The sequence below is a fragment of the Mesorhizobium sp. C089B genome, from assembly GCF_030323125.1.
GTDB lineage: Bacteria > Pseudomonadota > Alphaproteobacteria > Rhizobiales > Rhizobiaceae > Mesorhizobium.
The window spans coordinates 3,090,024-3,112,426 of the sequence record NZ_CP100469.1 but is presented as its reverse complement, the minus strand read 5'-3'; the positions used below and the strand labels follow the sequence as shown (position 1 = coordinate 3,112,426).

22 protein-coding genes and 2 pseudogenes are annotated in these 22,403 nt (G+C 62.9%); 8 read left to right on the top strand and 16 right to left on the bottom strand.

What is annotated here, in order from left to right:
* The first annotated feature begins 37 nt into the window (after positions 1–37).
* Positions 38–997: a Gfo/Idh/MocA family protein gene (locus NLY44_RS15460; protein ID WP_023669941.1), complete on the top strand. Its 960-nt coding sequence runs from the start codon at positions 38–40 to the stop codon at positions 995–997.
* 64 nt (positions 998–1,061) lie between these two features.
* Here NLY44_RS15460 and mnmA read toward each other — a convergent pair whose 3' ends face one another.
* Positions 1,062–2,252, bottom strand: a complete 1,191-nt coding sequence (gene mnmA / locus NLY44_RS15455) for a tRNA 2-thiouridine(34) synthase MnmA (RefSeq protein ID WP_023683624.1) — start codon at positions 2,250–2,252, stop codon at positions 1,062–1,064.
* Between the two features lie 257 nt (positions 2,253–2,509).
* Between mnmA and sciP the strand changes: the two genes are divergently transcribed.
* Complete coding sequence (sciP, locus tag NLY44_RS15450) at positions 2,510–2,785, top strand: CtrA inhibitor SciP (RefSeq protein WP_013529904.1); 276 nt, start codon at positions 2,510–2,512, stop codon at positions 2,783–2,785.
* A 64-nt stretch (positions 2,786–2,849) separates the two neighbouring features.
* On the opposite strand, the gene NLY44_RS15445 is transcribed toward sciP, so the two are convergent.
* Entirely contained in the window at positions 2,850–3,779 is a 930-nt protein-coding gene (locus NLY44_RS15445; RefSeq protein ID WP_023728298.1) for an NADP-dependent oxidoreductase, read from the bottom strand.
* A 91-nt stretch (positions 3,780–3,870) separates the two neighbouring features.
* Between NLY44_RS15445 and NLY44_RS15440 the strand changes: the two genes are divergently transcribed.
* On the top strand, positions 3,871–4,272 hold the full coding sequence (locus NLY44_RS15440; protein ID WP_023728297.1) for a winged helix-turn-helix transcriptional regulator: 402 nt from the start codon (positions 3,871–3,873) through the stop codon (positions 4,270–4,272).
* 109 nt (positions 4,273–4,381) lie between these two features.
* Here NLY44_RS15440 and NLY44_RS15435 read toward each other — a convergent pair whose 3' ends face one another.
* Positions 4,382–4,759 (bottom strand): flagellar export protein FliJ, encoded by a 378-nt coding sequence (locus tag NLY44_RS15435; RefSeq protein ID WP_023669945.1) that lies wholly within the window; start codon positions 4,757–4,759, stop codon positions 4,382–4,384.
* 449 nt (positions 4,760–5,208) lie between these two features.
* Between NLY44_RS15435 and ctrA the strand changes: the two genes are divergently transcribed.
* The gene (gene ctrA, locus NLY44_RS15430) at positions 5,209–5,904 is read left to right on the top strand and encodes a response regulator transcription factor CtrA (RefSeq protein ID WP_006203583.1); all 696 of its coding nucleotides are present in this window, start codon (positions 5,209–5,211) and stop codon (positions 5,902–5,904) included.
* 85 nt (positions 5,905–5,989) lie between these two features.
* Here ctrA and NLY44_RS15425 read toward each other — a convergent pair whose 3' ends face one another.
* Positions 5,990–6,358 carry a response regulator transcription factor gene (locus tag NLY44_RS15425; RefSeq protein WP_023669946.1) on the bottom strand — a complete coding sequence of 123 codons (369 nt, stop codon included), beginning with the start codon at positions 6,356–6,358 and terminating at the stop codon, positions 5,990–5,992.
* Between the two features lie 243 nt (positions 6,359–6,601).
* Positions 6,602–7,231 carry a histidine phosphotransferase ChpT gene (gene chpT, locus NLY44_RS15420; protein WP_023669947.1) on the bottom strand — a complete coding sequence of 210 codons (630 nt, stop codon included), beginning with the start codon at positions 7,229–7,231 and terminating at the stop codon, positions 6,602–6,604.
* 390 nt (positions 7,232–7,621) lie between these two features.
* Here chpT and NLY44_RS15415 point away from each other — a divergent pair, with 390 nt between their 5' ends.
* Both NLY44_RS15415 and NLY44_RS15410 read left to right on the top strand, forming a co-directional pair.
* Positions 7,622–8,158, top strand: a complete 537-nt coding sequence (locus tag NLY44_RS15415) for a DUF1134 domain-containing protein (RefSeq protein WP_245259859.1) — start codon at positions 7,622–7,624, stop codon at positions 8,156–8,158.
* 154 nt (positions 8,159–8,312) lie between these two features.
* Positions 8,313–9,473, top strand: coding sequence for a coiled-coil domain-containing protein (locus NLY44_RS15410; protein ID WP_023804780.1), 1,161 nt, complete (start codon positions 8,313–8,315; stop codon positions 9,471–9,473).
* A 38-nt stretch (positions 9,474–9,511) separates the two neighbouring features.
* On the opposite strand, the gene NLY44_RS15405 is transcribed toward NLY44_RS15410, so the two are convergent.
* The 6 genes and pseudogenes from NLY44_RS15405 to NLY44_RS15380 all read right to left on the bottom strand — a co-directional run bounded on the left by NLY44_RS15405 (position 9,512) and on the right by NLY44_RS15380 (position 14,254).
* Complete coding sequence (locus NLY44_RS15405) at positions 9,512–10,306, bottom strand: TrmH family RNA methyltransferase (RefSeq protein WP_023804781.1); 795 nt, start codon at positions 10,304–10,306, stop codon at positions 9,512–9,514.
* 71 nt (positions 10,307–10,377) lie between these two features.
* Positions 10,378–10,716 (bottom strand): ArsR/SmtB family transcription factor, encoded by a 339-nt coding sequence (locus NLY44_RS15400; protein WP_023669951.1) that lies wholly within the window; start codon positions 10,714–10,716, stop codon positions 10,378–10,380.
* A gap of 153 nt (positions 10,717–10,869) precedes the next feature.
* Positions 10,870–11,640, bottom strand: a complete 771-nt coding sequence (locus NLY44_RS15395) for a HugZ family pyridoxamine 5'-phosphate oxidase (RefSeq protein ID WP_023754968.1) — start codon at positions 11,638–11,640, stop codon at positions 10,870–10,872.
* 180 nt (positions 11,641–11,820) lie between these two features.
* Positions 11,821–12,843: pseudogene (locus NLY44_RS15390) on the bottom strand (CaiB/BaiF CoA transferase family protein); the annotation flags it as partial.
* Positions 12,844–12,849: 6 nt separating this feature from the next.
* A complete protein-coding gene (locus NLY44_RS15385; protein WP_023686192.1) occupies positions 12,850–13,611 on the bottom strand; it encodes a 3-hydroxyacyl-CoA dehydrogenase in 762 nt (253 codons plus the stop codon).
* A gap of 106 nt (positions 13,612–13,717) precedes the next feature.
* Complete coding sequence (locus tag NLY44_RS15380) at positions 13,718–14,254, bottom strand: GNAT family N-acetyltransferase (protein ID WP_023804782.1); 537 nt, start codon at positions 14,252–14,254, stop codon at positions 13,718–13,720.
* Positions 14,255–14,525: 271 nt separating this feature from the next.
* On the opposite strand from NLY44_RS15380, the gene NLY44_RS15375 reads away from it, so the two are divergent.
* Positions 14,526–15,512: a glutathione S-transferase family protein gene (locus NLY44_RS15375; protein ID WP_023744259.1), complete on the top strand. Its 987-nt coding sequence runs from the start codon at positions 14,526–14,528 to the stop codon at positions 15,510–15,512.
* A 16-nt stretch (positions 15,513–15,528) separates the two neighbouring features.
* Here NLY44_RS15375 and NLY44_RS15370 read toward each other — a convergent pair whose 3' ends face one another.
* The gene (locus NLY44_RS15370) at positions 15,529–16,029 is read right to left on the bottom strand and encodes an NUDIX domain-containing protein (RefSeq protein WP_031195394.1); all 501 of its coding nucleotides are present in this window, start codon (positions 16,027–16,029) and stop codon (positions 15,529–15,531) included.
* Between the two features lie 71 nt (positions 16,030–16,100).
* Between NLY44_RS15370 and NLY44_RS15365 the strand changes: the two genes are divergently transcribed.
* On the top strand, positions 16,101–17,027 hold the full coding sequence (locus NLY44_RS15365) for a metallophosphoesterase family protein (protein ID WP_023695843.1): 927 nt from the start codon (positions 16,101–16,103) through the stop codon (positions 17,025–17,027).
* Here the strand turns inward: NLY44_RS15365 and NLY44_RS15360 are convergent, their stop codons facing one another.
* From NLY44_RS15360 to leuA, 4 genes and pseudogenes are all read right to left on the bottom strand, one after another.
* Entirely contained in the window at positions 17,028–17,645 is a 618-nt protein-coding gene (locus tag NLY44_RS15360; RefSeq protein ID WP_023686189.1) for a hypothetical protein, read from the bottom strand.
* 84 nt (positions 17,646–17,729) lie between these two features.
* The gene (locus NLY44_RS15355; RefSeq protein WP_023686188.1) at positions 17,730–18,533 is read right to left on the bottom strand and encodes an alpha/beta fold hydrolase; all 804 of its coding nucleotides are present in this window, start codon (positions 18,531–18,533) and stop codon (positions 17,730–17,732) included.
* Between the two features lie 103 nt (positions 18,534–18,636).
* Positions 18,637–20,405, bottom strand: a pseudogene (locus NLY44_RS15350) (tetratricopeptide repeat protein).
* Between the two features lie 193 nt (positions 20,406–20,598).
* Positions 20,599–22,338, bottom strand: a complete 1,740-nt coding sequence (gene leuA, locus NLY44_RS15345; RefSeq protein ID WP_027049872.1) for a 2-isopropylmalate synthase — start codon at positions 22,336–22,338, stop codon at positions 20,599–20,601.
* Positions 22,339–22,403 lie beyond the last annotated feature (65 nt).

Genomic DNA, 22,403 nt, shown 5'->3' with positions numbered 1-22,403 from the left:
CCGCTATGTCTCGGCCAAGAAATTAGAGTTGAAGCTGATGAAGCCGCGCATTGCAGTCCTCGGTTGCGGATACTGGGGCAGCAACCACATCCGCACCCTCAAGGCGCTCGGCGCGCTGCATGCGGTTTCCGATGCCAATCGGGCGCGGGCCGAAGGCTTTGCCAGCGAGCAGGACTGCCTGGCGATCGAGCCCGACCAGCTGTTCGTGCGTGATGATATCGACGCCATCGTCATGGCGCTGCCGCCGCAGTTCCATGCCGATCTTGCCGTGCGCGCCGCTGAGGCCGGCAAGGACGTGCTGGTGGAAAAGCCGATTGCGTTGACCGTGCCCGACGCCGAGCGCGCCGTGCAGGCGGCCAGGGACAATGGCCGCGTGTTCATGGTCGGCCATGTCTTGCGCTTCCATCCCGCCTTCGAGACGCTGAAGGCGCTGATCGACAATGGCGAGCTCGGCGAGGTCCGCTACATCCACTCGCACCGGCTCGGCCTCGGCAAATTCCACACCGAGAACGACGCACTGTGGGATCTGGCGCCGCACGATCTGTCGATGATCCTGGCCATCACCGGCACCGAGCCAATCGAGGTCAGGGGCGAGGGGGCGGCACTCCTCGACAATCTCAGCGATTTCGCGCATCTGCACATGCGTTTTCCCAACGGGCTGCGCAGCCATCTCTTCACCTCGCGGCTCAATCCCTATCGCGAGCGGCGGCTGACCGTGGTCGGCACCAAGGCAATGGCGGTGTTCGACGATGTCGAGCCCTGGGAGCGCAAGCTGGCCGTCTACCGCCACGCGGTGTGGCAGGACAGCGGCCAGTGGGCCTTCACCACCAACGAGCCGTCCTATGTCGCGGTCGGCCAGGGGATGCCGCTGACGCGCGAGCTCGAGCACTTTATCCAGTGTATCGAGACGCGGGCCGAGCCGCGCACCAGCGGCGAGGAAGCCATCAGGGTGCTGCGCATCCTGACGGCGGGTACAGTCACGCACACAAAGTCCTGAGACCGTTTCGAAACTCTGCCCTTAAGGCAGATCGAAACTAAAACTGTCTCCGAGAGGGTAGTGTTTACTCTGCGGGAATCTGCGCCGGCCTGGCTGCGAGCCGGCTGAGCATGGCTTCGGCCTCGGCGCCGCGCTCGGAGCGCTCAATGAAGCCGCCGCCGAAAACGCGGGCTTCGTTGCCGTCGTCCGAATAGAGCACGCAGGCCTGTCCCGGCGCGATGCCGGACTCGCCGTCGACCAGTTCGACAAAGGTGCTGCCGGCGCGGTGATGCAGCACGGCCGGGCGCGGCGGCCGCGTCGAGCGCACCTTGGCGAACAGCTCCATGCCGGCGGCCGGAATGTCGGACAGCGCGCGATCGCCCAGCCAGTTCATGTTGCGCAGATAGATCTTGTGGGTCTCCAGCGCCTCGCGCGGGCCGACGATGACACGGGCCCGGTCGGCGTCGAGATGGACGACGTAAAGCGGCTCGCCCGAGGCGATGCCGATGCCGCGGCGCTGGCCGATCGTATAGCGCAGGATGCCGTCATGGCGACCGAGCACGCGGCCGTCGATATGGACGATGTCGCCTGGGTTGGCGGCAGCTGGCTTCAGCTTGGCGATGATGTCGGAATATTTGCCCTGCGGCACGAAGCAGATGTCCTGACTGTCCTGCTTGGCGGCAACGGTCAGCCCCATTTCTTCGGCGATGGCCCGCACCGCAGGCTTGGACAGCCCACCCAGCGGAAAGCGCAGATAGTCGATCTGCGCCTGCGTGGTGGCAAACAGGAAATAGCTCTGGTCGCGGTCGGCATCGACGGGCCGGAACAGCGCGCGGTGGGCGCCATTGGCCCCGGAGCGGATATAATGGCCGGTGGCGAGCGCATCGGCGCCAAGGTCCTTGGCGGTGGCCAAAAGGTCGGCGAACTTCACCGTCTGATTGCAAGAGACGCACGGAATGGGCGTTTCGCCGGCAACGTAGCTCTCGGCAAACGGGTCGATGACCGCCTTGCGGAAGCGCTCCTCATAGTCGAGCACGTAATGCGGAATGCCCAGTGTCTCGGAAACGCGGCGGGCATCGTCAATGTCCTGGCCGGCGCAGCACGACCCGGCCCGGTGCGTTGCGGCGCCATGGTCGTAGAGCTGCAGCGTGACGCCGACGACATCATAGCCTTCGCGCTTCAAAAGGCCGGCAACGACAGACGAATCCACACCGCCCGACATGGCGACGACGATGCGGGTGTTTTGCGGGCTGGCGGGAAGGTCGAGGCTGTTCATGGTTCTTTCGTTCTGCGCGGCGCTTCAATGGCAGTGGCGCGAATATAGGTCAACCACACCAGCGGCGCCAGCTTTGCGGCGGTGCCGATTTTGCGGGAAAATTGCGCGCCTGCCCGCCGTTGCCTCAAATGCCGACGAAAAGACTAACGCGGCGTTCATGATCCTTACCTACTCATTAGGGTTCGCTTAGGCAATTTTTAAAGCTGTGGCGGTAATGTGGTGGGGATTGGGTCTTTGAGTTTTTAGTAGAGAGTACGATGACCGATCTTGTTAGACCGCGAGTCAAATATGTTATTGGGCCTGACGGCAGCCCTCTTACGATTGCCGATCTTCCGCCGACGAATACACGTCGCTGGGTTATCCGGCGCAAGGCGGAAGTGGTTGCTGCGGTGCGCGGCGGGCTTTTGAGCCTCGACGAGGCATGCCAGCGCTACAAGCTGACCACCGAGGAATTCCTGTCCTGGCAAGCGTCGATCGACGAATATGGCCTTGCCGGGCTGCGCACGACGCGCATCCAGCAATACCGGCACTAGAGCCAGGACCACAACAGAAAAGGGCGCGGTAACCGCGCCCTTTTGCCTGTCGGTAATGCCTGCTTCAGACCGTCAGCACCACCTTGCCGATCGGCCTGGTGGCGAGAAAAGCGTGCGCGGCGCCCGCCTGTTCGAGCGGAAAGCTCTTTGCCACATGGACCGCAAGCTTTCCCGCATCGACCAGTTTGCCAAGTTCGACGAGGCCTTCACGGTCGGGCACGACGGACATGCGCTCGACGCGGATCCCACGCGCAGCAGCCTTGGCTCGGGTGGTGTCGTGGACATTGAGCAGCGACACCAGGGCGCCGCCGTCCTTCAGGACTGTCAGCGATTGGTCGGCATGGTCGCCGCCCATCGGCTCCAGCACCAGGTCGATGTCGCTGACCTCGGCGGCGAAATCTCCCTTGGTGTAGTCGATCACTTCATCGGCACCGAGCGAGCGGACGAAATCGAGTTTCTTCGGGCTGGCGGTGGCGATGACATAAGCGCCGCGCGCCTTGGCGATCTGCACGGCCAGATGCCCGACGCCGCCGGCGGCGGCATGGATCAGCACGCGCTGGCCGCGCTTCAGGCCGCCATGGTGGACAAGGCCTTGCCAGGCAGTCAGGCCGGCCAGCGGCAGCGCGCCTGCATGAAAGTGATTGATGCCTTGCGGCTTCGGTGCGATTTCATCGGCCGGGGCGACAGCGAGTTCCGCATAGGCTGCGGCCTGCTTGGGAAAATGCGGCATGCCGAACACGGCGTCACCGACCTTGAGGCCGCCATCGACGCCTGGGCCCACCGCCTCGACCGTGCCTGAAATATCCCAGCCCAAAGTGAAGGGCGGTTCGCCCAGCAAAGGATAGTAACCGGCGCGCACCGAGCCATCGACCGGATTGATGCCGGCGGCATGCACGCGCACGAGCACTTCGCCTGACTTGGGCGAGGGCGCGGGGCGATCGGCGATGACGAGGACGTCGGGTCCGCCGACTGAATTCTGGACAACGGCACGCATGGGAGGCTCCTGCTGGGGTTTCTGTGCCACTATCATTTGGATAGTAATATTCCCTTGCCCAGTATGTACCTTTTCCATATATAGGCACCTCATGGATAGTGATAATGATTGCGGCTCCGGCTATGACGCCTTCCAGCGGACGTGTCCTTCGCACGCCGTGCTCGAGATGCTGGCCAGCAAATGGGTCTATCTGACGGTTTGTGCGCTGCGCCGTGGCCGGATGCGCAACGGCGAACTGGCGCGTAAGCTCGAAGGCATCACGCCTAAAATGCTGACGCAGACGCTGCGCGTCCTCGAGCGCGACGGGCTTGTGCGGCGCGAAATCTTTCCGGTGATCCCGCCGCGGGTCGAATATGAATTGACCGAACTTGGCCAGAACCTGGCGGGGCTGCTCACCCAGATACGCTCCTGGTCGGAAGAGCATGTGCCTGACATCAAGCAAGCGCGGGCGAGGGCGGCGGCGAACCTGGACAGGGATTTCGCACGGGCCTGAAGCTGCGGCCGCCTTACGGGCCGGATCAGCAGCGCCGGAGCCTTTTGGCGCGCTACACGCAAAGCAAAGCGCGGCGTCAGGCGGCGCCGGTCGGGTTAAAACTCTGCCGTCAGCCGATCATGGCGCTGCGACCGCCGAGTTCCGCGTCGCGGATCTTGGTGTCGCGCGATTCCAGCATCTCGGCCTTGGAAAGCTCCGCTTCAGCTTCGCCGAGTAATGATTCGGCAGCGCTTCGCTGCTGGGCGAGGTCGCTTTGAGAGTTTCTGAGGTTATCACGGCGCAGACGCGCCGCCTTGGCGAAGGTCGGATAGGCAAAATGATTGATGTCGGTGATGCCGGCCTTCTTCTCCTCGGCGGTGATCTGAAGCTCCAGTTCAACGGCCATGCGCTCGAACTCGGCGATCATCATGTCGAGCTGCAGCAGCTGCCGCCGCTTCTCATTCACCTGAAATTGCTTCAGCCGAACGAGGTTTTCACGTGACTTCATGATTCGGTACTCCCGGAAACGCACACCTGCACATATCGTCCAATCCGCCCGCCAGGGCCTGGCGCCGCCCGTATCCACCGGCATTCCCCGAACTATGGGAAACAAATCCCTAAAGTTTTTTGCCGGCGGTAACCATTCGTTTACGCGCATTGTTAATCATAAGGGCGAGGACTTAAGGCCGGGTAAAAATTCCGGCTCCCGATACGGAAGCCGGCCAGCGAGTCCCTAGAGTCACTTAGTCCGACTTATTAATGTGTAGCATTAGCGATTTGGGTCTGTGATTCATCATTAGATTCAAGAGGGTGTAGAAAGGGGTTAAAAAATCTGGTACCGTCCTTGGTGCGGAATTAGGTTTTGTTAACCATTCGATGGCAGCCTCTGTTCAGGCAATCACTGCTCCGGTCCCGGATGGGTCGTGACATGGTCCGGCGGCAGAAAAGGGGAATGAAATGCGCGTTCTGCTGATAGAAGACGACAGTGCAACCGCTCAGAGCATCGAGCTGATGCTCAAATCTGAAAGTTTTAATGTTTACACGACCGACCTCGGCGAAGAAGGTGTCGATCTCGGTAAACTTTATGATTACGATATCATTCTTCTCGACCTCAACCTTCCCGATATGTCCGGCTACGAAGTCTTGCGGACACTTCGCCTGTCCAAGGTGAAGACGCCGATCCTGATCCTGTCCGGCATGGCCGGTATAGAGGACAAGGTGCGCGGCCTGGGCTTCGGCGCCGACGACTATATGACCAAGCCGTTCCACAAGGACGAGCTGGTCGCCCGCATTCATGCCATCGTGCGCCGTTCCAAGGGCCATGCCCAGTCGGTCATCACCACCGGCGACCTGGTGGTCAATCTCGACGCCAAGACCGTCGAAGTCGGCGGCCAGCGCGTGCATCTGACCGGCAAGGAATACCAGATGCTGGAGTTGCTCTCGCTGCGCAAGGGCACCACGCTGACCAAGGAAATGTTCCTCAACCACCTTTATGGCGGCATGGACGAACCGGAACTGAAGATCATCGACGTCTTCATTTGCAAGCTGCGCAAGAAGCTCGACGCAGCATCCGGTGGGCAGAACTACATCGAGACGGTCTGGGGTCGCGGCTATGTGCTGCGCGAGCCGGAAGACATCCGCGTCAGCGCCTGAGCGAACACCATCCGATTGAATTTAATGAGAAAACCCGGCTCAGGCCGGGTTTTTTGCTGCCCTTCTTGGCCGAGGACGTGCCGAGTCAGGCGGCAACCTTCAAGGTACGAAAACGTTCGAGCAGTTGCGGCCGGTTGAACGGCTTCAACAGATAACCCTGGGCGCCGGCGCGCTTTGCCTTCATGATCGAGGCAACATCGACCTCGACCAGTGAGATCAGAATCTGCGGTTTGATCGTGCTCTCCATGGCGCGAACCTGGCGAATGACGTCGACCGCTTGCATGTCCGGCAGGGCGCCGTCGACGACAATCACATCAGGCATCTCGGCAGCGCACATCTCGACAGCATCAAGTCCAGTTGCCGCTTCGATCACCACCATGTCGGAGCCGCCAAGAATCCGTTTTGCAACCTTTCTGATGACGCTCGAATCGTCGACAAACATGCAGCGCTTCATTTCCGGGTCCTCTTTGCCATGGGGCGAACCGGCGGCATCCGGGTATCGGGATGCACACTAGGCCGATCTGGTAAAGAAGCAGAAAAGCCGTTAGGTAAAGTTTTTACAAACATGTCGTTTGCAGCCCCATTCGGCAGGGGCGTTGCCGGCGCTGAAACTTGCCTGTTCTGAATTGCCGCAAATATCAGCGGGAAAAGATACTTGATTGTTCTTGATGCTCGGCGTCCTGCCGAACGGCTTCGCTCAAGCCGCGGACAGCACGATCTCTTCGGCGGTCGCATGAATCGAGATCGTCATGTTGGCCTCACGCGCCAGCAGCAGCGTGTAGTAGGGCTGGACGGTATGGGCGTCGATAGGCTCCTCGGGCTTGTTGCCGGAATGGAGCTCGAGGAATTTCGGCGGCACGCGCAGCATCGGGCCGCTTGCGGCAAGCGCAAAGCGCGGCTCGGTGTCGAGGTTTTCCAGCGTGACCACCAATCTGCCACCGCGCGGGATGGCGGCATTGGCGACGAGCAGCAAATTGAGCAGCAGCTTGACCTTGTTCTTGGGCAGCAGGGCGCGAACCCCGTTCCAGATCAATTCCGGCTTCTCGTTCTTCAGGAAGGCGATGGCGACGGACTCGGCATCGCCGGTGTCGATCATCATGCCCGCCGAACCGGCGGCACCGAAGGCGATGCGGGCGAATTGCAGGCGGGCCGAAGCGTTTCTGGCGCTCTGCCGGATCAGTTTCATGGCGTCTTCGTCGGCGCCGCCCTCGTCCAGGAGTTCAAGGCCGTTGTTGATGGCGCCGACCGGCGAAATGATGTCGTGGCAGACTCGGCTGCACAACAAGGCTGCGAGATCGGGTGCGGAGAGAGAGAAAAGCTCAGCCATCGGCGAAAAATCCCTGCTAAAATTCACATCCTGGTGGCCGCGCGGCCGACAGCCACGCTCACCACCCGAATCACGCTCTCTCCCCCAGGCATTCTGAATACACAGCGCCCGAGCGTGCAGCAACAATCCACAATTCTTGTGAGAAAAACGGCATCTTTGCACAGGATGGGAGCCCGTGCAGACAGTCAGAAACAGCCTTCGAACCGCCATGTTCATGTGGGAGGTTAATGGTTGAAAAAGGATTACGGCATAGTTTGCCCGTAACAGTCATCCTTAACGGCCGCCTAAAGAGCCGGACGGGGTGCGAGGCGTCGGCGAAAGTGCTCCCTGACGGAGATTGGAAGCATGGTTTCCCGATTCTACGACCGGACGTTTGTCCGCGTCTTCTTCATGGCGATTGCCCTCATGGGCGCTCTCGCTTTCTCAACCTCTGCGTCGCGGGCACAGGAATACACCGCTCAGGAGATCGTCGATTCCGGTCACAAGTTCTTCGGCGCGACGTCGGGCGGTCTCGCAACCGTCGTCGAGAAGATTTTTGCCTCCTACGGCCTGCCCAATGGCTATCTGCTCGGCGAAGAGGGATCCGGCGCGCTGATCGGGGGCCTGACCTATGGCGAAGGTACGCTCTACACCAAGAATGCCGGCGACCACAAGGTGTTCTGGCAAGGGCCTTCGCTCGGTTGGGATTTCGGCGGCGAGGGATCGCGGGTGATGATGCTCGTCTATAACCTCGATGACGTCAGCAATCTCTACAATCGGTTCGGCGGCGTTGCCGGTTCGGCCTATGTCGTGGCCGGCGTCGGCTTCAACGTGCTGCAGAACAACAGGGTGCTGCTGGTGCCGATCCGCACCGGCGTCGGCGCGCGGCTTGGCGTCAATCTCGGCTATCTGAAGCTGACGCAGAGGCCGACCTGGAATCCTTTCTGAGCGATTCCGACCACACTTCGACCCGATCAACAGATTCTGACCCGGTGCAGCTGCGGCAAACCCTTGCCGCAGCGCTGGATTTGCGTCATGCGAACATGGCAAAGTCCAGAGTGGCGGTTGCCGGATAGCGGCCCGCCCGTAACGGGTAGTCACCTTGGTTCAGTCGATCCTGTTCTTCGCCCTCGGCTTTCTGTGCGCAGGCTTTCTGGCGCTGCTGGTCGCGCCGGCCATCTGGCGGCGGGCGGTCGCGCTGACACGCAAGCGTGTCGAGGCGTCGGTGCCGCGAACGCTGGCCGAGATCCAGGCCGACAAGGACAGCTTGCGGGCCGAGTTCGCCATGACGACGCGCCGGCTCGAAATCAGCATCAAGACGCTGCGTGAGCAGGCGAATGAGCAACTCGTCGAAATCAATCGCGGCCGCGAGGCGCTGAAGGGCCTGGCGGTCGAGCGCAAGGACAAGAAGCAGGCGCTTTCGGAGCTCGGGGAAAAAAACGAATTGCTGCTGCATCGCGAGCAGCAGATACAACAGCTGTCGGACAGGCTTGCACAAACAGAGCGCATGATGGAAAAGCGCGCGCTCGAGCTGGAAAAGCTCGAACATATGTACGACGACGCGTCCTTCTCCTCCAGCAATCGTCAGATCGAACTGGTGGCTCGCGAATCCGAGCTGGAAAAACTTGCCAACGACATTTCAGTGCTGCGCGGCCAGCGCAAGGAGGCCGACAGGCGCCATCAGGAAGTCGTCACCGAGGCCAAGGCCACGCGCGATGCCTTGAAGGCCGAAAAGAAAAGAACCGCCGACCTCGACAGAAAGCTCGAGCGTCTGCTCGCCACGCTTGCCGATCGCGAGGACAAGCTCGATCGCCGCGAAAAGGAACTGGCCCGGCTTCGCGAACGGGTGAAGGGCGAGGCTGCGGGAGGCGCCGCGGCTGCTGGCCTGGTTGGTGCGCAAGACAGTGCCCGCGCCAGGAACGAGGACATCGACAAGACGCTCGCCAAGCTCGAAGGCGACCGAGAGCGGCTCGAAGCCAGGCTGACGACGCTGGCCCGCGAAAACAAGCGGATGAAGGCGGAGCTTGGCGGTTCTGGATCCGCGAAGCCCGGGAATGGCCCCGGCAATGGCAATGATGCCGGTTCTGCCTTGCGCGAACAGATGAACAATCTGGCGGCTGAGGTCGTCCATTTGACGGCCAAGCTCGAAGGACCCGATTCACCGATCGCCAAGGCGCTGGCGGCGCCGCAGGAAACGCGGTCAGGAACCACCAGCCTCGCCGATCGCGTCCGGGCGTTGCAGAAGGCGGACTCGCCGAGCTGAGTTTCGAGCCTCGGCTTGGAATTGCCCGACTACCCCTATCAGCGCGAAAAATGATGCAGCGCGATGGCTGAGGCGGCCGCAACATTCAGGCTGTCGAACCCTCCCGACATCGCGATCCGCACCGTCCGCAGGCGAGTGAGCAGCCTCTCCGGGAGGCCCTCGCCTTCGGTGCCGAGATAGAGCGCCAGTCGTTTCGGTCGCGCGGCATCGCGAATGTCAGCCTCACCACGCGGCGACAAAGCGACCTGGCCGAAGTCCAACTCGCCGAGCTTCGCGATGAAAGCTTCAGTGTCGCCGAAGGACGCAAAGGGCACCTTCAACGCGGCGCCGACGGAGACGCGGATCGCCTTGCGATACAGTGGGTCGCAACAGGTGGCGTCGACGAAGACGGCATCGGCGCCGAAGGCGGCGGCATTGCGGAAGATCGATCCGATATTGTCATGGTTGGCGATGCCGATGAGAACGACGATCAACGCTTCGGCAGGCAAGGTGTCGAGCAAGGCCTCGGCGGGCTGTGGCGTGCCCTTGCTGCCGATCGCCAATATACCGCGATGCATGTGGAAGCCGGCGATCCTATCCATGACGGCGCTTGCCGCAACGTAGACCGGCAGGTCGGCAGGGGCCTTGCGCAGGATGTCGTCGAGCCCGACCAGCCGGTTTTCGAGGACCAGGACCGACTCCGCAGCAAAGCGTCCGGCTGACAGCAGGACGTCCAGCACCACCTTGCCTTCGGCGACGAACCGGCCATGGCGGCCGGTGAGATCGCGCTCGCGGATGTCGAGATAGGCGGCGACCCGCGGATCGCGCGCGTCGTCGATCTGGATCGGATCCATCAATACCTCGGCCGGCGAAAAATCGTCAGCGAGGTAAGGAGCGATCGGAGCCGCCAGTCAAGCCCTGCAGGTCAAGTCCCGGCGCGGCGCAGACGCGTTGCCATCTGGGACAAGTCGCCTATCCCGAAAATGCCGTCCAGCATGCGCAACAGTTCGCGCACCGCTTCGGACTTGCAGGAATAGTAGATCATCTGCCGGTCGCGGCGGGTCTCGACAAGATCGAGCGCCCTGAGCTTGGCCAGATGTTGCGACAAAGCGGACTGGCTGAGCATCACCTTTTCGGCGATCGCGCCGACCGACATTTCACCGTCGGCCAGATAGCTCATGATCAAGAGCCGCTTTTCGTTGCCCATAAGGGTCAGAAATGTCGCCGCCGATTCGGCATTGGCGATTAGTTTGGTCGAGACCATCGATGCCCCATGTTTTCCTGCTCATCCAAACGCTATGGGGGCAAATAGCGTTGGCTGCTATAATTCAGCTATGGATCACGCTGCTGATTCAGCGTCGCCTGAATCGTAGATCATTTCGCCCAAATCTCAAGACGTGCTTTTGATTCATGACGATTATCCTTGCGTAGCTGGCGCACGACCGGCTTTGGCCATGTCGACCAGAACCGGCCGCAGGTCGCGCGCGGTCTTCAACGGCTGCGGAAAATAGACCCTGCAAACGGTGTCGCCCGATGCCAGGTCCATGCCATCGGCATCGAAGCCGGTCATGGTCCAACCATCACCTTCAACCTTGGCGAAATGATGGGCATAGACGGCGATGGCGTCGAGATGGTCGGCATTCATGTGGTCGAGAGCGGATTGTTCGCTGGCGGCCAGCTCGTCGACGATCGGCCCCTCGGTGATGAGATCGCCACGGTCGAGCAGGTAGGCCTTGCCGAAGCCGCCATTCAGGCTGGCGCGCTCCGGCTCGAGGCGAAAGATCGAGAAATCGCCGAGCTCGGCATAGAGCTTTGCCTTGGGATTGCGGTTGAGATAGCGCCGCTCGGCGCGGGCATGCGCGCTCGACCCGCGTTCCAGCGGCTGCGCCCGGCAGACCAGCGTTATCCTGGGATGCGCCAGCGGATCGCCCTTGCCGGGTTCGCCGACAAGCAGCGAGCAGCGCGGCTCGGCAAGGATGGCGCCGGTATGGGCTGACAGCGCCGAGACAAGGATCAGAGGCGTGCCATCGATGTCGGTGGCGACTCCGACCCTGGAGGCCAGCGGTGCGCCGGTCGACGGCTCGATCACCGCGAGGGCGCCGAAACGGGCGCTGCGGATCAGCGTTGCGGCCAGCCTGATCGCCTCGGCGTCCGTCGCGCGAATGACGTCCTTCTTCGGCTGGTCCAAAATGCTCACCAGGTAAGTTGATTTTCTAAATCCAGTTACTGGCCCAATCATGCCGGCTTTGACAAGCGCTTTGATCTCGGCTGTCGAAAAGCCGAAGCGCGCCAGCACAGTCTGGGGCAGCTGATCGTCATCTTCAGACATGCCGGCAAGCGCCGGCTGCGAGGCCGAGAAGCGTGGCGCGGGCGCGGGGCGCTCGAGCGCACCGGCCTTCACAAATGCGTGACGCGCCCGGTTGTGCGGATGATCCCTGGCTTCGGCCAGCGACAGAACCGGCGCCACGCAGGCATCGCTTGCGGCAAACAGCGCGTCCCAGTCGTCGCGTGTCTTCTGCCGGAACCGGTCGGCAATGGCCGCGCGCATGTCCGGCCACAACGCCTTGTCGTATTGGCCGCGGACAAAATCCTCGCCGAGCGGCAGCAGCCTTGCGAATGCGGCGAAGAAGCACGGCTCAAGGCAGCCGACCGCAACGTGGCGTGCGTCCGCCGTCTCATAGGTGTCGTAGAAGGGCGCACCGGAATCGAGCAGGTTGGCGCCGCGCCGGTCGCTCCACAGACCTGCCGACATGAAGGCGTGTATGGGGGCCGCCAGCATCGAAGCGCCCTCGACCATCGCCGCGTCGATCACCTGGCCTTTGCCGGAGCGCGAGCGCTCGAACAGCGCTGCAAGCACCCCGGCGATCAGCATCATGGCGCCGCCGCCATTGTCGGCGATCAGATTCAGCGGCGGCACCGGCCGACCTTCCTCCCGGCCGATGGCATGCAACACACCCGAATAGGCGAGGTAGGTGATGTCGTGGCCGGCACGGCCTGCGAGCGGCCCGTCCTGGCCGAAGCCGGTCATGCGGCCGTAAATCAGCGCCGGATTGCGCGCCAATGCAGCATCCGGGCCGAGACCAAGCCGCTCCATCACACCGGGGCGAAAGCCTTCGACAAACAGATCGGCCTTTTCGGCAAGGCGCAGCAGCAGTTCCGTTCCTTTGGCCTGCTTGAGGTCGACGCGCAGGATGGAGCGGCCGTGACGGTCGAGATTGTACGCATCGGAGAGCGGCAGCAGGGGTTGGTCCGAACCGGTGCGCTCGATGCGCAGCACCTCGGCGCCCATCTCCGACAGCATCAGCCTGGCCAGAGGCACCGGGCCGAGCCCAGCCATCTCGATGACTTTCAGGCCGGCCAGCGGACCGGTCTTCACTGCGCCGGCCGCCATGGCCGTCTATTTCGGCGCCATGCGGATTGCCCCATCGAGGCGGATGGTTTCGCCGTTCAGCATCTGGTTTTCGACGATATGCAGGGCGAGCGCGGCATATTCGGACGGCTCGCCGAGGCGGGACGGGAAGGGCACGGCCGCGCCGAGCGAATCCTGCACCTCCTGCGGCATGCCGGCCATCATTGGCGTCTTGAAGATGCCGGGCGCGATGGTGCAGACGCGAATGCCGGAGCGCGCCAGGTCGCGGGCAACCGGCAGCGTCATGCCGACGACGCCGCCCTTGGATGCGGCATAGGCGGCCTGGCCGATCTGGCCATCATAAGCGGCCACCGACGCGGTGTTGACGATGACGCCGCGCTCGCCGCCCTGCAGCGGTTCGAGTTGGGCGGCACGGTCGGCGACGAGGCGGATCATGTTGAAGGTGCCGATCAAATTGATCTCGATCACCTTGCGGTACTGGTCGAGCGGATGTGGACCATCCTTGCCGATCGTCTTCACGCCGATGGCAATGCCCGCGCAATTGACCAGGATGCGCGCTGGCCCAAGTCTCTTTTCCACCTCGGCGACCGCGGCCGCACCGCTGTCGGCGCTGCTCACATCGCACTGGATGGCGGCGCCGCCAATGTCGCCCGCCACCTTCGATGCCCGGTCGATGCCGATATCGAAAATGGCGACGCGCGCGCCCTTGTCGGCCAGCGCGCGGGCGGTTGCCTCGCCGAGGCCGGAGCCGCCGCCGGTTACGATCGCAATCTGGCCGTTCGGGTTCATGCTGCATGCTCCGTGCTGTTCCGGGTCATGCTACGGAGGTCGCCGCCATGGTGCAACCTGACCAATGGGGATCCATCGCGACCGGTGCCGCGACCGATCCTGGAGCTCAGGCCATCACTGGTGCCTGCTCCGCGATCCTGGCAAGGCTGGCATGGCCGACCTCGCCGGAGAGCCGCGCCACGGCACCGGGCACGATCTCGTGCGACAGCAGCCGGTCGAGGTCGACCGGGCGCGGCATGGAGATCTGGCCGCGGGGGATCTTTCTGAAGCCGAGCGGGCCGTAATAAGGCTCGTCGCCGACAAGGATCACCGCCGGCGCGCCGGCCTTGGCGGCCGCCTCCAGCGCGATCGCCACGAGCCGGCGGCCGATACCGAGATTCTTGAAGGCGGGCCGCACGGCGAGCGGCCCGAGCATCAGCGCGCGTCCGGCGCCGGCGGCGATGCGGGTCATGCGCACCGAAGCAACGACGATGTCGCCATTCATGGCGACAAAGGATAGCGAGCGCTCGTGGCCGCCGGTCTCGCGAATCTTGTGGGCGGCCAGCACGAAACGGCCGGGGCCAAAGGCTTCGTCGTTGATGGCTTCGATTTCGGGATCATGCGCCGGAGTTTCCGGCAGGTATTTCACGTCGGCAAGGCTCATGGTCTTCGCGGTCCGATAAAGAGGAAAGGTTGCTGCAAGCGGCAGCGTTCGCCAGTCAGCGCTTTCTAAGCGCGGGCGCCCTTTCGTCGTCGGTCAAACCGGATCAAGCCAAGATCGAACATGCGGAGTGTCCGCTAGCATCAATTTCCGGCGGCTGCAATCGGCTGTTTTCATCCGGCGTTTCATACGAGTGACGCTCTGTTCAGCAGATGACGGCTTCGACATTGCCGCCTTGCGACTACATTGGCCAAGGCACGCAAGGAGATTTCGTATGGGATTGCTGGTCGAAGGCAAATGGCAGGACCGTCCGGCCAATGTCGATAGCAGCGGCAGGTTCATCCGCGCCGAGACGCAGTGGCGTGACTGGATCACGCGCGACGGCGCGCCGGCGCAAGGTCGTACGCGCGGCTTCAAGGCCGAGCCCGGACGCTACCATCTTTATGTCTCGCTCGCCTGTCCGTGGGCGCACCGCACGCTGATCTTTCGCGCGCTGAAGAAGCTCGAAGACATCATCCCGGTTTCAGTCGTGCATCATTTCCTCGGTGCTGAGGGCTGGACGTTTTTGGCCGAGGATGGCGCCACCGGCGACACGCTCTACGGCCTCGACTTCCTGCATCAGATCTACACCAAGGCCGATCCAGCCTATTCGGGCCGGGTTTCGGTGCCGGTGCTGTGGGACAAGAAGGAAGAGACCATCGTCTCCAACGAATCCGCCGAAATCATCCGCATGCTCAATTCGGCCTTCGACGAGTGGGGCGATGCCGCTCTCGATTTCTATCCGCCAGGCCTGCGCGGCGAGATCGACAAGGTCAATGCGCTGGTCTTTCCAGCCGTCAACAACGGCGTCTACCGCGCCGGCTTTGCCACCACGCAAGCGGCCTATGAAGAGGCGTTCGGCGAGCTGTTCGCGGCGCTCGACACACTGGAGGGCCGACTGTCAAAACGGCGCTATCTCACTGGCGAGCGTGTCACCGAGGCCGATTGGCGGCTGTTCACCACGCTGGTGCGTTTCGACCCGGTCTATGTCGGCCATTTCAAATGCAATCTGCGCCGCATCGCCGACTATCCGAACCTTTCGAACTATCTGCGCGACCTCTACCAGGTGCCCGGTATCGCCGGCACGGTGAACCTGCACCACATCAAAATGCACTATTACGGCAGCCACGAGAGCATCAACCCGACGCGCATCGTGCCGGTCGGGCCTGGGCTCGACTATGGCGCGCCGCACGACCGGGCGCGGTTCAGGCAGGCGGCGTGAGCATCGGATTGACAGCCTACCAGTACGGCGATACCGGCTCGCCTTCAAAAACCTCGGCAAGCCGCCGCAGCGTCGCCGGCGTCGTGCCATGCGGCAAGCGGTCGAGCGGAAAGAAGCCTGCTTCGGCGATCTCGTGGTCCGGCAGTTTCGGCGCGGTCTGGTTGAAGGTTTCGATGAGATAGAGGCCGACATGGTCGCGGCGGCTGGAGCGGCGGTTGAAATGCATCGATTTCAGCACCGGCTGGGCTGTCAGCGCGATGTTGCCTTCCTCGGCCAGTTCGCGCACCAGCGCCTCACCGAGCGTTTCGCCGACTTCGACGCCCCCGCCCGGCAATTGCCAGCCGGGAACGTAGGTGTGGCGGATGAGGAAGACAGTGTTCGAGGCGCGATCGTGGATCAGGCCGCGCACGCCCAGCGTCATCGGCCGCCGCAGAAGGAAATAGAGATGGAACAGCCTTGCCCTGAGGCCTGCCCAGCCGGTCTGGCGAAACGCCTGCTCCGGGTCCGATATAGCCATGACTAGCGAAACCGTGGATGGGCAGGAAACAGTGAGTGGAAAGCGGGGAGCGCGTCGCCTATGAAGGAAGGATGTTCAGGCTCGCGCATATTTCCGATGTCCATCTGGGGCCGCTTCCCGGTGTAACCTATCGCGAACTCGCGTCCAAGCGCGTCGTCGGCTACGTCAACTGGCAGCGCAACCGCCGCCGCCATATGCACGATGCCGTCATCGACACCATCGTCGCCGACATGAAGGCGAGCACACCCGACCACCTCACCGTTACCGGCGATCTGGTCAATCTGGCGCTCGACGGCGAGATCGAGATGGCCAAGCACTGGCTTGAGACGCTGGGTTCGCCGGAGGATGTCTCGGTGGTGCCGGGCAACCACGACGCCTATGTGCCGGGCGCCTTCGACAAGGTCTGCCGCTCCTGGGCGGCGTGGATGAGCGGCGACGGCGTGACTGCGCCGATCGACCGCAACGCTTTTCCCTATCTGCGCGTACGCGGCAATGTCGCGCTGATCGGCGTTTCGACGGCGCGCGCCACGGCGCCGTTCATGGCCAACGGCTTCTTCCTCGAAGGTCAGGCGCAAAGGCTGGCGACAGTGCTCGACGCAACGAACAAACGCGGCCTGTTGCGGGTGATCATGATCCATCATCCGCCGGTGCGCGGCGCCGTCGCCCAGCAAAAGCGCCTGTTCGGCATCTCCCGCTTCCACAAGACCGTTCATAGGCATGGCGCCGAACTCGTGCTGCACGGCCATTCGCATCTGCCGTCGCTGTTCTTCATCGGCGGGCGCGGCGCCAGGATTCCGGTCGTCGGCGTCGCCGCCGCCGGGCAGTCGCCAGGCAGCAAGAACCCGGCGGCACAGTACAATCTGCTCGATATTGACGGGGAGAAGGGCAATTGGCTGATTCGCCTGACGCGGCGCGGCCTGACCGGGCCGGCCTTGCCGCCATCGGACCTGCAGGTCATTGAACTCGGCGCGCAGACACCGAGGCCTTCAGATCGTTGATCAGAAGCTGATCTTCATCGCCATCAGACGATCCCAAAACAGCGCGGCCGCCACCGCCAGGCCAACAAGCGCGCCGGCGGCGACGAAGCCCAGGCCTGCAAAGAAGGTTGACCAGCTCTTGCCTGGCGCGGCTGCTTGCAAGGGCGGCTCCGCTTCGACCACCGCAGGGCGTTTCAGGTCGGCGACGGCCGGCTCGACACCGCCCTCCATCATGCGCTGGCGCTCGACGATACGCTCCGCCACATAGCGCGTGACCTGATCGGCGACCGGTTTCATATCGGTCGATTCGGCGAGCACGACGCGGCCGATGCGGGTATCCCTGAGAAAGCGGTAGGTGCGGCGGTCGCGCCCCATGGCGACATGGCTGACGGCGTCGATCCACAGGCGGGGCTGCAGGCCGGAGGAGACGACGAAGTCGAAATTGTCCATGTCGGCGGGCACGTCGGCAAAGACCGGGGCGAGCTCGGCCGCGAGCAGATCAAGCCGCATCCGGTGCGCCTCGCGCATGTCGACCACGACATCGTCGCGATCGGCGAAGGCATTTTTCACATCGCGAACGGCGTCGGACAGTTTGCGGGAGGTGTCGATGGGGGTGATGTTTTCGCCAGTGTCCTTCATCGGCGTCGCCTCGCTGATATGGTTAATTGCGAGTTAACACAGGCGGCGGCAAAATGCACTGGCGAGATGCGGGGCGCAAGTAAGTTAGCTCGCCGCGGCCTCGAATGTCGGACGCAGGCGCCTGCCGCGGCGTGCCATGTTTCGGCGCACGGCCTGGGCGACCACATCAGGCACTTCCTCGACCAGCATATGGCCGGCATCGAGCACGTGATGAATATGAAAATGCGCCGGCAGACAATCAGCCTGGGTAAAGGGCAGCACCGGATCGTCCGTTCCCCAAACCACCATCACCGGCATGTCGAGGGTGTCCAGCTGTTCGCGGGGGATGACCCCCTGCCGCTCGTTCCTGGTCATGACGGCCGATATCTCAATCAGCTTGCGCAACTGGCCGGGGCGACGGCGTAGGTCCGCCAGGACGCCAACGATGCGTTCGGGCGGCGGGCTTCGCGGTCCCGACATGGCGGCAAGGCAGGCGCGGATTTCCCGTCTGTCGGCGGCCGCGGCGTAGCGGCGCAACAGCGGTCCGTTGATCTCGGGGCCAACACCGCCCGGCGCCAGAAGCGTCAGCGAACCTATCCTTTCAGGCTCGGCAAGCGCCATCAGGGAGGCGACCGCGCCGCCCATCGAATGACCGGCGACATGCACCCTTGCTATCCCGCGTGCGGCGATATCGGCGAGAACCGCTCGCGCCGCTGTTTTGGCCGGGCCGCTGCCAGGAAATTCGAGAGACAGTCCGTGTCCCGGAAGATCGTAGGCCAAGGTCCTGACATCGGGCCCTAGCGACGCGGTCACCTCGCGCCAGATATCATGGCAACCACCGAAGCCATGCAGCAGGACGACCGTCTTCGGCCCGGCGCCCCGCTCGGCAACATAGAGGGATGAGACCATGAAAATGTGCGATTATTGCAAGACTGGAGAGGAAATTCGAATCGAGGCTGGATTGCTCCCAGTCCAGACCGATGGCCAGTAAAGTTTTCGCGATCCGGAAAGACTAGCTGGCGTTGCCGAGGCCCGCGGCGCGCAGCGCCTCAACCAGCCGGTCGGTCAGATCGGCGGGATATTTGCGCTCGGCGAAGGCCGCGCGCGGATCGGCGGCGAATTTCGGGAATTTGGTGGTCAGCTCATCCAGAAGCTTGGCTGCCAGCTGTTCGCGGCCGGCAGCCTTGGCACCGATCAGCCGCGCCGCCAGATAGTGCGATTTCATCGCCGTCGTGCGCAGCGACTCGCTGGCTATCGCGGCCTTGTTCATGTCGCCCAGCATGAATTGCCCGGCGAAAAGCCCAAAATCCCACCATGTCGGATGGCCGCTGAACGTCTCAACGGCATGGGTCAGGATGGGTGTTCCCTCGGCATATTTGCCGGCAAAGATCAGGCCATAGCCGTAAGCGGCAGCCATGCCGAGGTCGTAGGGGTTGAGCTCATAGGCCTTGCGCATCCAGCGGATCGATTCCTCGGTGTTGCCGAGGCGCGAGTTGAGGTAGCCGTAGGCGCGGTGCGCATAAGGGCTGGTCGGTCCCATCTGGATGGCGCGATGGGCGAAAGACATTGCCTGTTCGACCGTCGCGCCAGGCGGATAGGCGTAATGATCGGTGGCGGCCTCAAGGGTCAGGGAGGCCAGTTCCGAATAGACCAAGGACGATTTCGCACCCTGGCCGGCGAGCTTGTCCAGGCAGCGATAGGCAGCCTCGTGCGTCCTGGTGCTCTGGTCGAGATAGTATCTGTCGTTGAGGATCAGGCAGCTCGTCAGCCCGGTCTGAATGCCGTTCTGTTCGATGTAGCTGTAGAGCGGGCCGGAGGCGGGAATGGTCGAGCTGAGGATGGCGGCGATACGATCCTCGACGGTGCCAGGTGCGCTGTCGGCGGCCGTCAGACTGCGGGACAAAAGCACGCGGCCGGTCGCCACGCTCTGCAGTTCGAGCGTCACGTCACCTGCCATTGGTCCCGGCAGGACATCGAAAACGAAGCTGGTCGGGTCGGTGCTTGGGTCGCGCTTGCTGTCGGCGTCGCGGCCGATGAAGTCGATGGTGTCGAAACCGGCAAGGCCGGCGCGCAGCGAAGCGGCGACGCGGCCGGCCTCGGGGCCGGTGGCCTTCACGGCGATGTAGACGAGGGGCAGGGCCTCCATCGACGGCGATGCGATGCTGCTCGTTACGCCAGCGGTCTCGACCACGGAGGTCGGATCACTGCTGGCAAGCAATGCGCCGCTGCCCTGGCGCAGGATGAGCACGCCCAGCATGAGGATGACCAGCGTCATGGCGACCCAGAAGAACTGGAGATGGCGCGCCAGCGAAGGCCCAGGTTCTGTAACCCCGCGGCCGTCGCGCCAGCGGGAACGGCGTCAAGAGCCGTCTGGTCGGGCGATCCGGGCAAGGCGGCTACCGCCGCCGCAAGCGGCTCCTGCCCAACCGGCAGGCGTATGGCGTTGAGCTCATAGGACGGCACGTAGCCGCCGCGCGGAATGGCAATGCGAACCGGTTCGGCTATTCCTTCATTGGCGAAATAATGCTGGAGAAGTTCGCGCAGCCGGCCTGCCTGCACCCGGACAACGGCGTCGGTCGACGAATCGAAATCGCCGTCCTTGCCGAAGACGTCCATGGCGATGGAGAAACCCTTGAGCCTGTCGGCTTCGCCGGCCTGCTCGCGCTCAACAAGATAGCGCAGCAACTTGCGCGCGCGCTCGGAACGTCCGAACGTTTCGCTGGCGAGCAGTCGCTCCAGTGTCTCGCGCACTGCGGGGGCGGCAGGCGTGGCATGCTGCAAGTGTCGATCCTCTCGAAGTCGGCACAGGTTGAGGCGCAATCATATAGAGCCTGCACTTCCATACAAGCATGCTTATGTTATGCGATCGCGTAACACACCGGATAGTTGCCGGTGGTTGACACAAAAGACCGGAATTTCCCTCGGCAAATGGGGGATTTCCGGGCGCCGCGGACATTCGGCGCCCGGGAAAATATCAGCCGGCCTTGCGGCCGATTATCCGGTTGGCGGCCGAAACAACGGCTTCCAGCGAGGCGGCGACGATGTTGGTGTTGATGCCGGCGCCGAACAGCTTGCCGCCGGGATATTCCATCTCGACATAGGAAATCGCCGAGGCGTTCGAGCCGCGCTGGAGCGAATGTTCGGAATAATCAAGCACCGACATGTCGACGCCAACATGACGCGACAGCGCATCGACGAAGCCGTCGATCGGGCCGGTGCCGGAGCCGGCGATTGTCGTCTCCTTGCCGTTGTCGAGGATCACCGCCTCGACCACGCGCCGGCCCTTTTTCTCGGTATCGGGATAGGTGTGATGGTCGAGGAACTTCAGTCGTGCGCCGGGCTGGTCGACATAGGTTTCAATAAAGCGGTCATGGATGCGTTTTGCCGGCACTTCCTTGCCTTCGGCGTCGGTGATCGCCTGGATCTCCTGGCTGAACTCGATCTGCAGGTTGCGCGGCAGATTGAGGCCGTAATCGGCCTGCAGTACATAGGCGATGCCGCCTTTGCCCGACTGCGAGTTGATGCGGATGATCGCCTCGTAGCTGCGTCCGACATCGGCCGGATCGATCGGCAGATAGGGCACTTCCCAGACCGGCGTGTTGGCCTTCTTCAAGGCCTTCATGCCCTTGTTGATGGCGTCCTGGTGCGAGCCGGAAAAGGCGGTGTAGACGAGTTCGCCGACATAGGGATGGCGCTCGGAGATCTTCAGCTGGTTGGAATATTCGTAGACGTCCTTCATCCGGTTGATGTCGGAGCAATCCAGATGGGGATCGACGCCTTGCGTGTACATGTTGAGCGCCAGCGTCACGATGTCGACATTTCCGGTGCGCTCGCCATTGCCGAACAGCGTGCCTTCGACGCGGTCCGCACCCGCCATCAGGCCGAGCTCGGTGGTGGCGATGCCGGTGCCGCGATCGTTGTGGGGGTGCAGCGAGATCAGCAGGTTCTCGCGGTCGTCCAGGTTGCGGCACATCCATTCGATCCGGTCGGCATAGATGTTGGGCGTCGACATCTCGACCGTCGACGGCAGGTTGATGATCAGTCTGTTGTCGGCTGTCGGCTTCACGATCTCGGTGACGGCGTTGCATATCTCCAGCGCGACTTCGAGCTCGGTGCCGGTAAAGCTTTCGGGCGAATATTCGAAGCGATAACCGCCGCCGGCCTTGGCCGCCATGTCGGTGATCATCTTGGCCGCGTCGGTGGCGATGCGCTTGATACCGCCGACATCCTTCTCGAAGACGACGCGACGCTGCAACTCGCTGGTCGAATTGTAGAAATGCACGATCGGGTTGGTGGCGCCCTTCAGAGATTCGAAGGTGCGGGTGATGAGTTCGGGACGGCACTGCACCAGCACCTGTAGCGAAACATCAGCCGGCACATTGCCTTCCTCGATGCACCAGCGGGCGAAATCGAAATCGGTCTGCGAGGCCGAGGGGAAACCGATCTCGATCTCCTTGAAACCCATGTCGAGCAGCAGGGCGAACATGCGCGCCTTGCGCTCATGACCCATCGGATCGATCAGCGCCTGGTTGCCGTCGCGCAAATCGACCGAGCACCAGATCGGCGCCTTGTCGATGACCTTGTTGGGCCAGGTGCGGTCGGTGAGGCCGACGGTCGGATAGGGCTGGTACTTGCGGGCTGCGTCCGGCATGTGGCCGGCCGCGTGTTTTACGCTTTCGGCTTCGCCGGATCGGATCTCTTCTCGTGCGTTCATCGTCTTGTTCTCCCGGCGGCTCGCGGATCGGTCTTCAGACGGATTGGTGGCGAGCAGCGCCTTAC